This is a genomic window from Micromonospora deserti, from assembly GCF_003236335.1.
Lineage (GTDB): Bacteria > Actinomycetota > Actinomycetes > Mycobacteriales > Micromonosporaceae > Micromonospora > Micromonospora deserti.
In genome coordinates, this window is record NZ_POUB01000163.1 from 1 (window position 1) to 13,614 (window position 13,614).

Consider the following 13,614-nt stretch of genomic DNA (forward strand, 5'->3'; position numbering starts at 1 on the left):
GGCTGCTCGGCGACGGGGCCGGCCTTGGCCCGCACGCCGGTCGCCGGGCCGCCCCCCGAGACGCTCGTATCCTGGTCGTCGGCGGTGACCAGCTCGGCCGGGATCAGCACGACCGCGGTGGTGCCCCCGTACGCGGACTCCTTCAGCTGCACCCGCACCCCGTGCCGCTCGCTCAGCCGGCTCACCACGAAGAGCCCCAGCCGGGAGGCGTTGGCCAGGTTCAGCTCGGACTGGTCCACGATCCGGTGGTTGGCGGCGGCGAGGTCCTCCTCGCTCATGCCGAGGCCGCGGTCCTCGATCTCGATGGCGAAGCCGTTGGCCACCATCTGCCCGCGCACCTCGACGGTGGTGTGCGGCGGCGAGAACGACAGCCCGTTCTCGATCAGCTCGGCGAGCAGGTGGATGACGTCACCCACCGCCCGGCCGGTCAGCGAGACCGGGCCGAGGGGCAGCACGTTGACCCGGGTGTAGTCCTCCACCTCGGCGACCGCGCCCCGGACCACGTCCACCATCGGCACGTTGCGCCGCCAGGCTCGCCCAGGGGTGGAGCCGGAGAGCACGATCAGGTTCTCCGCGTTACGCCGCATCCGGGTGGCCAGGTGGTCGACCCGGAACAGGTCCTCCAGCTCCTCCGCGTCGTGCTCGCGCCGCTCCATCGCGTCCAGGAGGGTGAGCTGGCGGTGGACCAGGGCCTGGGTGCGCCGGGCCAGGCTGAGGAACACCTCGCGGACGCTGCGGCGCAGCTCGGCCTGCTCGACCGCGGTGCGGATCGCGGTCTCCTGCACGGCGTTGAACGCCTTGCCCACCTGGCCGATCTCGTCGTCGCCGAACTCCAGCGGCGGCGCCTCCCTGGCGACGTCGACCTCCTCACCGTGGCCGAGCCGCTCCACCACCCCCGGCAGGCGTTCGTTGGCGAGCCGGAAGGCGGCCTCGCGCAGCCGCTCCAGCTGCCGCACCAGGGCCCGCGCGGTGGTGATCGACACGACGATCGAGGCGATGACGGCGAGCAGACCGAGACCGGCGGCCAGCACCAGTCGGACGATGACGCCGACGGCAACCGGGGTGGCCCGGTCGACCACGTCGTCGCCACCGGCCAGCACAACGTCGCTGATCTCGGTCAGCGCGGGGCCGGTCGTGTCGTTCCACTCCGTCGCGGTGACCGGCGGCCGGGAGCCCCCGTCACCCTGCATGACCTTGTTCTCCAGGTCGGTGAGCCGCCGGAAGGTGGCGCCGGTCGACATCTCGTTGAAGCGGCGCTGGTCGGCGGCGGGGAGGCGGACGATGGCCTGCCCCGCGGTGAACTGCCGGGCACCGACGATCCGGGTGAACTGCGCCTGCTCGGCCGGCGTGATCCGCCCGGCGGCCAGCACGCCGGCGAGCAGGGCGTCCTCCTGGGACAGCAGCTCGCGAGCCCGGTTGAGGCCGATCAGCGACATGGTGTCCTCGGCGACCTGCTTGTCGTCGAGGTTGCCCAGCGCGTCGTAGACCCGGTAGATCGTCTCGATCAGCCCGGTAAAGGCGGCGTGGGTGTCCGCCCGGTCGATCCTGCGGCCGTCGACCTCCGCCCGGGTGCCGGCCAGGTCGTTCAGGCCGGCGACGAGCGCGTCGATCCGCTGGTGCAGCGCGTCGCCGCCCAGCAGGTCGACCTGCCAGCTGTCGGTGGACTGGCGGAACTCCTCGGCCAGCTGGTCGGTGCGCTGCCGCACCTCGGCCAGCGCCGCGCGCTGGCCGTCGTCGGGCCGGCCCAGGTAGGTCAGCGAGGTCCGGCGTTCCAGCTGCAGCTGCAGCAGCAGCGGTTCGGTGGGGTCGAAGACCTTGACGTCCAGCGCCTGCACGCCGAGCAGGTTGACGCCCTCGTGGACGGTGACCCACGCGGTGAAGGCCCAGAGCGCGACCAGCGAGGTGAGCAGGGCAACAACCTTGGTACGCAGATTCGAACTGCGGGAACCCATTACACCGTCCCTGGCATGGCCTGTGTGATCCGACAGTCAGGAGCGCACCCCGGTGTGTGCACATCGACCCCGGCGCACGCTAGCAGCGTCCGAAGCGTCGCTCAAGCGTTCCTGATCATGGAATTGTCATCTGATGAACGGTCCGCCCGGTCCACCAGGTCCGATCTGGTCGACGCGAGGTGCCGGGCTGCGAGGACGGCGGCCCGCACGATCAGCACGGGCGTGTACAGGTCCTTGTCGTGCCACAGTGGGGGGCCGTCACCCCGACCGTCCATCGTGGCCAGTTGGCGCAGCCCGCGCCGCGCCGCCTCGACTACCCCCGGCCGGGCCGGACGGTCGACGCCGAGCAGCACGTGCAGGGCGTACGCGGTCTCCTCGACGGTGCCCGTCCAGCGGCCCCACGACCCGTCCGGACGTTGGGTGGCGACCACCCAGTCGACGGCCCGGTCCACCGCGTCCGCGGCGATCCCGGCGGGCGCGTAGCGGTCCAGGGCCGCCACCGCGCAGGAGGTGGCGTAGTACGGCGACGCGTGCCAGCGGTCTGCCCAGCGCCCGTCGGGATCCTGCTGGTCGCGCAGCCACCCGGCGAGCGCCACCACCCGGGTGCCGTAGCGGGTCGCGCCCGCGGCGGTGTGCCGGGTGTGCCAGCCCAGCGCCTCCAGCACGTGCGCGTTGGTGGTGACCGAGCGCCCGTCCTCGCCCTGCCAGGTACAGAAGTGGCTGCCCACGTCGTAGTGGAGCAGGCTCGCTGGATCCACCGGCTGACCGAGCCGGGCGAGGGCGTAGAGCGTGACCGAGGTGGTGTCGGCGTCGGCGGGCAGCCCGGGCCCGGTGGGCGTGCCCTGTGGCCCGAGCGCGGCGGCCAGGTCGGCGACCAGCTTCGGCGCCGGCCGCAGCGGCACCCCGGCCCGGGCCAGACTGCCCAGTGCCCAGGACCGTTCGAAGACGGTGATGGGCGTGCAGCAGGGCACCGGACCGCCGGACCGGCCGACCGCCTCGGTCAGGTAGGCCAGGGCGGACAGGTCGGCGTCGGGTGCCGGGGCCACGCCGAGCCAGGCGACGGTCGCCGCCGGCGAGGCGCCGACGGCACCGGCGACCGGGGCCACCTCGGCCCGGCGCCGGGCGGCGGGGTTGAGCACCTCGAACGCGTGCAACAACTTCTGCGGCACCGGCCGGCCGGCGGCGAGCCGGGCGTGCAGGGCGTCGAGCCGGCGGCGGTCGACCCGGGGCAGCGCGCGGACCGGGCTGTCGAACCCGCCGGGGTGCTTGGCGAACCAGGCGAGGTGCCCGTCGATCCGCTCCACCAGCGCGGGCAGGATCAGGTCGGCGGCCGGGGTGTCCGGCAGCGACGGCCCGTCCGCCAGCCAGCCGGCCAGCGCTGCCAGCCCGCGGCCGGCCGCCGCGGCCAGGTTCGTCCGGGACGGCTCGGCCGGGTCCGCCCCGGCACCGGCCCGCAGCGCGCCGAGCAGCGCCTCCACCGCACCCACCGTCGGCACCACCGCATAGCCGCCCGGCGCGCCCCACCCGCCGTCCCGGCGCTGGCCGCCGAGCAGGTACGCCAGCCGCCGGCCGTGACCGGCCAGCCACGGCCCCTCGGCGACCACCCGGGACGTCTCGTACACCGAGGGGGTGACCCGGCCGGCCGGTTCCAGCTCCATCGCGGCGAGCAGTTCGCGCACCACCACGCCCAGATCGGCTCCGCTGCCGCTGTCGACGGTCACCGGTGTCGCGGTCACAGCGCTCCCCAGAAGTCGGTCGACCGGTAGAAGCCGCTGCTGAAGCCGATCTGCCGGGCCAGGTAGTCGGCCTGCACCCGACAGCTGGTGCCCAGCGGGACGAGCAGTTCCCGGGCGTGCGCCACCAGGTCGGCGACCCGCCGCTCGACCTCGGCCCGGTCCGGCACCAGCAGCAGGGCGTTCAGGTCGCCCCAGCGCAGGTCGCGTTCGTAGGTGCCCAGATCGTTGACCAGCCGCAGGACCCGTTGCACCGCATCGCTGGCGACGATCAGCGCGTCGAGGTTGGCCAGCGTGGCAGGGTCGCCGGAGTGGATCCAGTGCACCACGTTGACGACCGTGCAGGCCAGGTTGTCGGCGTTGTCCAGATACTCGTCGAGGGTGGGCGGCGAGCCGGAGTCCTGCCGCCAGTCCCACTCCCGCGCCATGGCGTGCAGCACCTTGCGCAGTGCCTCCCGCCACACCGGACGGTGGGCGGCGAACGCCGGCGCGGCGGCCAACTCGTCGCGCAGCTCGGCGAGGAACCGGCCGAGGGGGTCGTCGGCGGCGGGCGCCCCGCCGTCGGCCACCGCCAGGCAGTTCGCGGTCAGCCGGTCGATCTCGTCCCGGGACTTCGCCTCGTGGTCGACCTGCCAGTCGACCGCGAACCCCCACAGCACGGCCCGGTTGGTGATCCGCAGCTGCGCGAGGTCGCACCAGGGGGCGCCGAAGGCGATCGCCATCGCCACGTTGCCGAACAGCGCCGGGTCGAACGGCCGGGGCGGGAAGAGATCGGGGTACGCGGCAGCGACCTCCTGCAGGTCACGCTGCCCCTCGGCGGCCAGGGCACAGATCCGTCCCTGCTCCGCGGCCAGCGTCATCTGGTCGCCGCCGGGCTGCTCCGACCCGTGGCCGGAGCTCATGCGGCGGCCCCTTCCACCGGCCGCAGGGTCACCTCGACCCGGTCGAGGGGACGCAGCGCGGCCGCCACCTTGATGCCGGGCACCGCCCGCCGGCGCAGGCGGAACCGGTAGCGGCTGAGCACGGTGGCCACGATCAGCGTCGCCTCCAGGTAGAACAGGTGCATCCCGATGCACTGGTGCGGCCCGCCGCCGAACGGGAAGTGGGCGTACCGGTGCCGGGCACGGACCCGCTCCGGGGCGAAGCGGTCGGGGTCGAAGACCTCCGGCCGGTCCCAGAACATCGACATCCGGTGGGTGATCATGGGGCTGACCACGATGGTGGCGCCGGCCTCGACGGGCACCCCGCCGATGACGTCGGCCTGCACGGCACGGCGCGGGAACAGCCAGCCGATCGGGTAGAGCCGCAGCAGCTCGTCGAGAACCTGCCGGGTGTACCGCAGCTCGCGCAGGTGCTCCCGGCGGACCGGAGCGCCGCCGACCACCCGGTCGATCTCCTCGTAGAGCCGGGCCGCGACCTGCGGATCCTTCTCCAGGTGCGGCCAGAGCCAGGTGAGCACGCTGATCGTTGTCTCGGTGGTGGTCGCCACCATCGCCACCGTGTCGTTGCGAACCTGCCGCTCGTCGAGCCGCCCGCCGTCCTCGGTGCGCCCCCGCCACAGGGTGGCGATGATGTCGTCCCCGTCGGACTCGGCCGTTTCTCGGGATGCCCGCACGGTGGGCAGCAGCAGCTCGTCGATCAGCCGGACGGCGCGGCGGAACGAGCGGTCCCCGGGCATGGGCACCGCCAGCGGCGCCCACGGCACCATGATGCGCGGCATCACCGACCAGGCGATGGCGTCCTGCGCCTGCATGATCCGCATGGCGTCGGCCACCGAGATCTTGTCGGCGAAGAAGACCCGCATGATCGCCGAGCAGACGATTCGGGCCTGCTCGGTGCCCATATCCACCGGCGCGCCGGTGCGGGCCGGTGCCTCCAGCTCGTCGACCGCGTCTTCGATCGCCTCGGCCAGCCGGTCCACCAGCGACTCGATGCGGCGGGCGGTGAAGAGCGGCTGCAGGATGTGCCGGCTGTTGGCCCAGTACTCGCCGTCGCTGAGGATGCCCTCGCCGAAGAGCCGCTTCAGCGGTCGCCACTGCAGGCCGTCGCCGGCGCGTACGTAGTTGTCGGACTTCTCGCGCAGCACCTGCTGCAGGTGCTCTGGGCGGGTGACCAGGTAGGGACGGAACGAGCCGAGGTTGAGCCGGACCACCTCGCCCCGGGACCGCTCACCGAACTCGACCAGGGCCCGGGCCGGATCACGAAGCAGGCTGGGCACCACCTGGCGCAGCGGTACGGAGTGCGCTCGTCGAGTGTGGCTCTGCCCATCGTGTGGGATGCCCACCGCGCTCGACCCCCTCTGACAACTGAGAGTCGCGGAGCGACTCTGTGCAGTCAACTTCCTGTGGAGCATGCCACTGGGAAGACGACTTTCTCTAGTCGCGCCAAGAGGAATCTTCACGATGGAGATTCCCATCGTCCGGCCCACCGGTCAGTTGTCAGCGGACCACCTCGGGGTGGCCACCTGATGGGCGGCGGTGGCCCGGAGCAGCTCGGCGACCGCCACCGCATCGGCGGGCCAGGACGCCCGGACGGCGGGGATCATGACTGGTCAACCTACCGCCTCTCCCGCACCGTGAGGCGGGCGCACGGTTCGGCGCAGGCGAATCCGGGCGCGCCCGGGCGCCCTGTGCCAGGCTCTTGGTCATGGACGACAAGACCATCCTGAACCGGATCTCCGAGCTGGTCGACGAGGAGCACCGGCTGCGCGCCGCCGCGCAGGCCAACGAGACGGGCACCGACGAGGCCGCCCGCGACCGCCTGCGCGCGCTGGAGGAGTCCCTCGACCAGTGCTGGGACCTGCTGCGCCGGCGGCGGGCCGCGCGGACGACCCACGGCGACCCGGACGCCCAGGGCGTCCGCCCCAAGCCCGAGGTCGAACGCTACCTGCAGTAAGCCGCGCCCCGGGCGGCCCCACGGCCGCCCGGGACCGCGGTCAGCGGATGCCCGCCTCGCGCAGCAGCAGCTCGGTCAGGGCCACCGGGTCGGCGTCCACGGTGGGCAGCCCCCGGGCCGCGAACCAGGCCGCCACCACCTGGACGTCCCGGGCCAGGAACTCCGGCCCCTGCGGGTTGGCCACCACGTCGACGACCTGGGGCAGGTCGATCAGCACCAACCGGCCGGCGTGCACCAGCAGGTTGTACGGTGACAGGTCGCCGTGGGCGTACCCGGCGCGGGCGAGCACCACCAGGGCGTCGACCAGCTGCGTCCAGAGGTCCCGCAGCTCCGCCGCCTCGGGCCGCAGCTGCGCCAGCCGGGGCGCGGCCTGCCCCCCGTCCGGGTCGCCGAGGAACTCCAGCATCAGCTCGGTGCCGCGCAGCTGCACCGGGTACGGGACCGTGATCGTGCCGTACCGGGCGCCGATCTCCCAGAGCCGGGCAAGCGCGGCGAACTCGGCCGCCGCCCACTGCCCGGCGATCATCTGCCGACCGAACGTGGTCCGCCCGGCCATCGCCCGGTTCTCCCGGGACCGGCGGACCCGGCGCCCCTCCAGGTAGCCCGCGTCGCGGTGGAACAGCCGGTGCTGGGCGTCCCGGTAGCGCTTGACCGCCAGCAGGCAGGACCGGTCGGTGCCGGGCACCGCCCGGCGGACCAGGTGGACGTCCGCCTCCTTGCCGGTCTTCAGCACGCCCAGTTCGCTGTCCTTCGCGGCCAGCTCGGTGACCAGCCAGTCCGGGTGGGGCTGCGGGCCGTGCACGGCGTCGTCCCAGGAGGACCAGCGCTCGCCGCTGGCGGGGTCCGGCTCCTCGTCCGGGTCGGCCAGGACCGGCTCGGCGGGCCGGCCGCGCTTCAGGAACTGCGGTTCGTCGTCGTCGAAGCGGCGCTTGCCGCGGGTGCGGCGCTCGCGCGCCGGAAAGTCGTGATCGCGCACTGCGGTGGTGATCCCTTACTCGAGGCTGATGGAGGCAGGTGGAAGTGACCTGCGAAGACGGCCATGACCGACCCCCTCTCCTCGACCGGGCGCAGACCCGGGTGCACGATGCGCCGACCATCCTCACGGCTCGGTCCCGGCCGGGTCAACCGAATTACGGCCCCGTGTCGCACCGCCCGCGCTCGCCACCGCGGCGACCACGCCGGCCCACTGGACCAGCCGGCGAGCGGTGGCGGCGGCCCGCCGGATCAGCCGGCGAGCGGTGGCGGCGGCCCGCCGGATCAGCCGCCGAGGACTGCGGCGACGGCCGCGATGAAGCCGTCGACGACACGGGTCGGCGCGAAGCGGCTATCCGTCCAGCTCCGCCCGCGGTGCAGCCAGACGCTGGGCAGGCCGACGGCGGCGGCGCCGCCGATGTCCGCCTCCGGGCTGTCACCGACCACCCAGGCGCCCCGCAGCGGCATCCGGACCCGCTGGGCGGCGAGCGCGAAGATCCGTGGATTCGGCTTGCTGACCCCGGCCTCCTCCGAGATGACCCAGTCGGCCACGAACCGGTCCAGCCCGGTCCGCCGGATCTTCGCGTCCTGCTGGCGCACCGATCCGTTGCTGACCACCACGGGCACCCAGCCGGCGTCGTCGGCGATCCGCAGCGCGCAGGCGATCAGCGGGTCGAGCCGGGTGTACCCGACGATCCCGTCGTGCAGTTCCTCGACCAGGTCGATGGAGGGGATGCGCAGCGCGTACCGGTCGCGGATCGCGTCGGCCACGTCCCACCGGTCGGTCAGCCCGTCGGCGTCGATGGAGACCAGCCAGTCGATGTCGGCCGGCGGCGCGCCGATGCTGTCCAGGAAACGCTGACCCCAGGCGCGGAACGGGCCGGCCCGGTCGAGCAGGGTGTTGTCCAGGTCCAGCAGGAGCAGCGGCACTCGGGCACCTTACGGGACCGAGGTGCCCCGCCAACAGGGCCGAGCGAGCGCCGGGCGTCCGTCAGGCCGACACCGCCGACCGGGCGAGACCCTGGTCCGGAAGGCGGTCGAGCAGCATGGAGTGGGCCGCCCGGGTGGCCGCCAGCGCGCCCGGGTCGAGCGCCGCCACCAGCACCCGCTCGCCGACGCCGGCGCCACGCGCCAGCGGGCGACCCTCCGGGTCGTAGACCGCCGCGCCGCCGTTGAACCGCCACGGGTCGGCGCCGCCGACGGCGTTGGCGAACACCACGTACATCGTGTTGTCCAGCGCGCGGGCGGCGTAGTACAGGTCGCGGCGGTGCTCGGAGCCGGTCAGGTAGCCGCTCGGGCAGAGGTAGCCGTGCGCCCCGTCGGCCGCGGCGGCCCGGCCGTGTTCCGGGAAGCAGCCGTCATAGCAGATGCCGAGGCCGAACCGCCAGTCGTCGACCAGCAGCGTGGCACCCCGGTCACCGGCGTCGAACAGCTCCTGCTCCCCGCTCCAGAGGTGCTGCTTGTCGTACCCGACGCGGATCGCGCCAGCCCGGTCGACCACGAGCGAGGAAATGGTCCGCCGGCCGTCCGCGCGGCGCACCGCCGCGCCGATCACCACCACGCTGCCGGCGTCGCGGGCCGCGGCGCGCAGGGCGTCCAGCCGCGGGTCGTCGATCCGCCCGTCGGGGTCGGCCGCGACATCGGTGCCGGCCGGGTCGGCGGCGAGGGTCGGTGGGTGGTACGCGGGCAGGAAGAGCTCCGGCAACACGGCCACCCGGGCACCGCGCTCGGCGGCGCGGCGGACGAGCCGCCCGGCGGTGTCCGCGTTGCCGGCCACGTCTGCGGGGACGGGCTCGGCCTGCACGGCGGCGACGGTCAGCGGCACGGCGGGAAGCCCGGTGGCGGCGGGGGGTGGGGTCACCGGCCGATGGTAGTCGGCCCGGGGCCACCGCATGATCATCGAGCGGGGCACTTCCAAGCCGTACGTACGGTTTGCGTAACGGGGGGTGACCTGACACGATCGACCCGTGCCCAGAGTAAGCCAGGACCAGCTCGACGCACGCCGGCAGGAGATCCTCGCCGCCGCGCGGGCGTGTTTCGCCCGGCACGGCTACGAGGGTGCCACCGTGCGCCGCCTGGAGGAGGCCACCGGGCTGTCCCGGGGCGCCATCTTCCACCACTTCCGGGACAAGGACTCCCTCTTCCTCGCCGTCGCCGAGGACGACGCCGCGGTCATGGTGGAGACGGTGGCCCGCAACGGTCTGGTCCAGGTGATGCGGGACCTGTTGGCCCGCGCGGTCTCCCCGGACACCACCGGCTGGCTGGGCAGCCAGTTGGAGGTCTCGCGCCGGCTGCGCACCGACCCGGCGTTCGCCAAGCGGTGGGCGGAACGGTCGGCCGCCATCGCCGAGGCGACCCGGGACCGGCTGGCCCGCCAGCGGGAGGCGGGCGTGCTGCGCGAGGACATCCCGATCGACGTGCTGGCCCAGTTCCTCGAACTCGCCTACGACGGCCTGGTGCTGCACCTGGCGATGGGGCGCCCCGCCGGTGACCTCGGCCGGGTGCTGGACCTGGTCGAGGAGGCGGTCCGCCGCCGCTGACCCGCGGCGACTACCGGCTCGGCGGAAAGTCGACCCGCATCACGACGCGCCGGAGCGTGGGCCTGCTGACCTCGGCGAACCCGGCGTCGGCGAAGATGCTTCGGCTGCCCACGTGGAGCTCTCCCCAGGTCACCTCCCGCCCCGGGTGGGTGATCATCGGGTAGCCCTCCACCGCCCGGGCGCCGCGCCTCCGGGCGAAGTCGACGGCGGCGCGGGCGAGAGCACGACTGACGCCGCGACGCCGGAAGCCCACCCGGGTGACGAAGCAGGTCACGGCCCAGACGCCGGCGTCCGCCCGTTCCTCGTCGCGGCCCACCCACGGCACGGGCGTACGACCGTGCAACAGCCGCGGGTACGCGGTGCGCGGCTCGACCGCGCACCAGCCGACGGGCTCACCGTCGAGGTAGGCGACCAGCCCGCTGGTGCGGTCCGCCTCGGGATGGCCGCAGTCGGTCTCCTCGCGCAGCCGCTCGGCACGCACCTCGACGGGAACGGAAGCCCAGTCCCGGTCCCGGATCTTGTAACGCTGGCACTGGCAGCGGGCGGCGTCGCCACGGGTGCCGAACACCGCCCGCAGGTCGTCCCAGCTCGTCTCGTTGGCGGGCAGCACGGTGATCACCTGGTGAGGATCCGCCACCACCGCTCGCCCTCCTCCGTCCGGCACGGCACGCCGGCCGGTCACGCTACCGCCTGCCGGGCGGTCCCGCCGGTCGGCGTACCGGGTTCGGGTCCGGTCCAGCCGGCCGCGCCGACACAGACCTCGTTGCCCTCGACGTCCGCCAGCACCCAGAACGACGGCGCGTACGCGTCGGTCACCAGGTGGCCGCCGGCGGCGAGCGCCGCCGCAACTCGCGCCTCGGCCCGGTCGTACGGCACCCAGACGTCGAGGTGGATCCGGTTGCGCTGCGGCCGGGGCGCGTCCATCTCCTGGAACCAGATCGCCGGCCCCCGGCCGCGCGGGTCGATCAGATCCTCGGAGCTGCCGGCGCGGTCGGCGTACCCGAGCACGGCCCGCCAGAACGGCACCACCTCGGGCCTGGCGAGCGCGTCGACCGCGACCTGGACGGTCTGCACGGCGGACGGGTCGGCGGGGATGCCCAACTCGCGCGCCACCGCCGAGATTCGCCGGGCCAGCGCGATGTCACGCCCACTCAGCCCGTAGTAGTCAGGCGTGATCGTGACCAGCCGGACGGTCACGCCCACGCGCCGCACGTCGACGTCGGGGTAATGGTGGTCGAGGTCGGCCAGCTCGCTGATCGCCCGCACGAGCCGGGAGCCGACCGGGAACGACCCGGTACGGAAGTAGGTGCACACGCCCTCACCCAGCACCCGCCACTCCCCGACGCCATCGGTCTCGTGGAACTGGGTGGGGGTGATTCGCTCGTCCAGATCCGTCGACACCTGGGACATGTCCCTGCCTTTCCTGAGCCTGCCGGCCCGGAAGCCGCAGGCTCTGTCGCGGTGCGGCGCCGCTGCGGCGCCGCACCGAGTGTCACCCGATTTCCCGACATCCTCTGACGGGTATCTGCGGAACCATGGGACGGTGCGTGCCTCGCGGATGATGACCCTGCTGTTGCACCTGCAGGTTCGCGGCCAGGCCAGCGGCCGGGAGCTGGCCGGGCTGCTGGAGGTCAGCGAGCGCACGGTGCAGCGCGACGTCGAAACGTTGGTGGCCGCCGGGGTTCCCCTACGTTCGACGCGGGGGCCAGCGGGTGGATATCGACTGGCCGGCGGCTACCGGACCCGGCTGACCGGTGTCGGCCTGGACGAGGCCGGGGCGCTGACGTTCCTGGGTCTCGCCGGCCCGGCGCACCAGCTCGGGCTCGGGGAGATGCTGGAGGGCGCGCGGATCAAGGTCTGGGCCAGCCTCACCGGGGAGGCCCGGGAACGTGCCGTCCGGACGGCGGCGCGCTTCCACCTCGATCCGGTCCGCTGGTACGGCACCCCCGAGCCGGTGCCCTGCCTGAACCAGCTCGCCGACGCGGTCTGGCGCGACCGTCGGGTGCGTATCCGGTACGTGCGGGACGGGCGGGCAGCCACGCGGGAGGTTGACCCGCTGGGGCTCGTCCTCGCCGCCGGCGACTGGTACCTGGTGGCCCTGCGCGACCGGCAGCGGCGCACCTACCGGGTCTCCCGGATGGCTTCCGTGGAGTTGCTCGACGAGGAGGTGGTGCGCCCGGCGCGGTTCGATCTCGCCCGGTCCTGGGCCGAGGCGCGCCGCGACCTGGAACAGGAGGAGATCGCCGTCGAGGTCACGGTACGCGTGGCGGCCGGCGCGTTGCCACGCCTGCGGCGTCTGGTGCCCGTCGACGGGCAGGCCCGGATCCCGGTCACGGCGACCGGGGAGATCGAGGTGACAGTCCCGTTCGAGAACGAGTCGTGGGCGCGCTCCGCTCTGCTCAGCCTGGGTGCCGCCGTCGAGGTTCTCCGGCCCGCCGCCCTGCGGCAACGCGTGGCGGACGAGACCCGCCGCGCCGCAGCGCGCTACGCCTGAGCGGGCTCCGGCGCCCAGCCGTCCACCACCTCCGGCGCCAAGCTATCCACCCACCGCGGGGTGCGACCGGCTAGATATCGGTCCGGTAACTCGACCCGCGCGGCCGGTCCGGCGTGGCGGCGCTGCTCCACAATGGGGCCGCCATCCCCCTCGCGCGACAGGAGCAGCACATGAGGGTCCTTGCCGCACCGGGCGACACCTGGGGCGTCCCCGGCCCGACCTTCCTGCGGGTCTACCTCGCGGCGGCCGCCGTGGTCGTGGTGGTCTCCCTGATTCACCGGGCCCGTCTCTTCGGCGGATCCCGGACCACCTCGCCCGACCAGCTCGACCCACAGCAGGTCGCCTTCCTCAACGGCGGCCCGCAACTGGCCGTGCACGCCGCCGTCGCCGGCCTCCGCAGCAGCGGGGTGCTAGGCGTCGGGCCGGATCATCGACTGATGACCACGGGCCCGATGCCCGCCGGGGCCACCTCGCTGGACCAGGCGGTCTACCACGCCGCCCAGCGGCGGGCCCGGGCGATCCAGCTGCCGCGGGACAGGCGGGTGGTCGCGGCGCTCGATCGGCTCCGCAAGGGCCTCGCAGACCGGGGGCTGACCCTCGGTCCAGCACAGCGCTCCTCCGCCCGGCAGGGCGCGATCGCGCTGGCCGGCCTGCTAAGCATCGGTGGGGTCCGGCTCTTCGCCGGGCTGTCCAACGGCAGGCCGGCCGGCTACCTCATGCTCATCCTGGTCGCGCTCCTCGTGATCTTCCTGTTCCAGGTGCGGGTACCGCACCGCACCCGGGCCGGCCGGGCGGCGCTGCGCGAGCTGCGCCGGCGGCATGCCCACCTCGCACCCTCCGCGGCCCCGGCCTACGCCACCTACGGCGCGGCGGGTGCCGCGATGGGGGTGGCCGTGTTCGGCACGGCGTCACTCTGGGCGCTCGACCCGGGCTTCGCCGAGCAGGCCGAGATCCAGCGGCAGGCGATCAGCGGCAGCGGCTCCTCGGGCACCGGCTGCGGGGGTGGCAGCTCCTGCGGCGGTGGGGGC

General features: G+C 74.0%; 13 protein-coding genes. 4 read left to right on the forward strand and 9 right to left on the reverse strand.

Features of this window, described 5'->3' with window-relative positions:
* The 4 genes from C1I99_RS20890 to C1I99_RS20905 form a co-directional block, all read right to left on the reverse strand.
* On the reverse strand, positions 1-1,952 hold a 1,952-nt coding region (locus C1I99_RS20890), incomplete at its 3' end, for a sensor histidine kinase (RefSeq protein ID WP_111135913.1).
* 101 nt (positions 1,953-2,053) lie between these two features.
* Positions 2,054-3,688, reverse strand: a complete 1,635-nt coding sequence (locus C1I99_RS20895) for an amino acid adenylation domain-containing protein (RefSeq protein WP_325049224.1) — start codon at positions 3,686-3,688, stop codon at positions 2,054-2,056.
* Positions 3,685-4,587 carry a terpene synthase family protein gene (locus C1I99_RS20900; protein WP_111135914.1) on the reverse strand — a complete coding sequence of 301 codons (903 nt, stop codon included), beginning with the start codon at positions 4,585-4,587 and terminating at the stop codon, positions 3,685-3,687. The genes C1I99_RS20895 and C1I99_RS20900 overlap by 4 nt, the downstream gene beginning before the upstream one ends.
* Positions 4,584-5,969, reverse strand: a complete 1,386-nt coding sequence (locus C1I99_RS20905; RefSeq protein ID WP_233512620.1) for a cytochrome P450 — start codon at positions 5,967-5,969, stop codon at positions 4,584-4,586. The genes C1I99_RS20900 and C1I99_RS20905 overlap by 4 nt, the downstream gene beginning before the upstream one ends.
* 362 nt (positions 5,970-6,331) lie before the next feature.
* Between C1I99_RS20905 and C1I99_RS20910 the strand changes: the two genes are divergently transcribed.
* A complete protein-coding gene (locus tag C1I99_RS20910; RefSeq protein WP_111135924.1) occupies positions 6,332-6,580 on the forward strand; it encodes a DUF2630 family protein in 249 nt (82 codons plus the stop codon).
* A gap of 40 nt (positions 6,581-6,620) precedes the next feature.
* On the opposite strand, the gene C1I99_RS20915 is transcribed toward C1I99_RS20910, so the two are convergent.
* The 3 genes from C1I99_RS20915 to C1I99_RS20925 all read right to left on the reverse strand — a co-directional run bounded on the left by C1I99_RS20915 (position 6,621) and on the right by C1I99_RS20925 (position 9,413).
* Positions 6,621-7,556 (reverse strand): serine protein kinase RIO, encoded by a 936-nt coding sequence (locus C1I99_RS20915; protein ID WP_111135916.1) that lies wholly within the window; start codon positions 7,554-7,556, stop codon positions 6,621-6,623.
* Between the two features lie 281 nt (positions 7,557-7,837).
* On the reverse strand, positions 7,838-8,482 hold the full coding sequence (locus C1I99_RS20920) for an HAD family hydrolase (protein WP_111135917.1): 645 nt from the start codon (positions 8,480-8,482) through the stop codon (positions 7,838-7,840).
* A gap of 61 nt (positions 8,483-8,543) precedes the next feature.
* Positions 8,544-9,413: a carbon-nitrogen hydrolase family protein gene (locus C1I99_RS20925; protein WP_233512621.1), complete on the reverse strand. Its 870-nt coding sequence runs from the start codon at positions 9,411-9,413 to the stop codon at positions 8,544-8,546.
* Positions 9,414-9,519: 106 nt separating this feature from the next.
* Here C1I99_RS20925 and C1I99_RS20930 point away from each other — a divergent pair, with 106 nt between their 5' ends.
* Entirely contained in the window at positions 9,520-10,092 is a 573-nt protein-coding gene (locus tag C1I99_RS20930) for a TetR/AcrR family transcriptional regulator (protein WP_111135918.1), read from the forward strand.
* A gap of 10 nt (positions 10,093-10,102) precedes the next feature.
* On the opposite strand, the gene C1I99_RS20935 is transcribed toward C1I99_RS20930, so the two are convergent.
* Together C1I99_RS20935 and C1I99_RS20940 are read right to left on the reverse strand one after the other, a co-directional pair.
* On the reverse strand, positions 10,103-10,732 hold the full coding sequence (locus C1I99_RS20935) for a GNAT family N-acetyltransferase (protein WP_233512622.1): 630 nt from the start codon (positions 10,730-10,732) through the stop codon (positions 10,103-10,105).
* Between the two features lie 38 nt (positions 10,733-10,770).
* Positions 10,771-11,493, reverse strand: a complete 723-nt coding sequence (locus tag C1I99_RS20940; RefSeq protein ID WP_233512623.1) for a 4a-hydroxytetrahydrobiopterin dehydratase — start codon at positions 11,491-11,493, stop codon at positions 10,771-10,773.
* Between the two features lie 142 nt (positions 11,494-11,635).
* Between C1I99_RS20940 and C1I99_RS20945 the strand changes: the two genes are divergently transcribed.
* Together C1I99_RS20945 and C1I99_RS20955 are read left to right on the forward strand one after the other, a co-directional pair.
* The gene (locus tag C1I99_RS20945; RefSeq protein ID WP_199562310.1) at positions 11,636-12,586 is read left to right on the forward strand and encodes a helix-turn-helix transcriptional regulator; all 951 of its coding nucleotides are present in this window, start codon (positions 11,636-11,638) and stop codon (positions 12,584-12,586) included.
* A gap of 170 nt (positions 12,587-12,756) precedes the next feature.
* Positions 12,757-13,614, forward strand: an 858-nt coding sequence (locus C1I99_RS20955) for a TIGR04222 domain-containing membrane protein (protein ID WP_111135922.1), incomplete at its 3' end; no start/stop codon positions are given.

What these genes read in the sequence shown, in the direction of transcription:
- C1I99_RS20900 (WP_111135914.1), bottom strand. Translation starts at nt 4,587, where the DNA reads ATGAGCTCCGGCCACGGGTCGGAGCAGCCCGGCGGCGACCAGATGACG.
- C1I99_RS20910 (WP_111135924.1), top strand. Translation starts at nt 6,332, where the DNA reads ATGGACGACAAGACCATCCTGAACCGGATCTCCGAGCTGGTCGACGAG.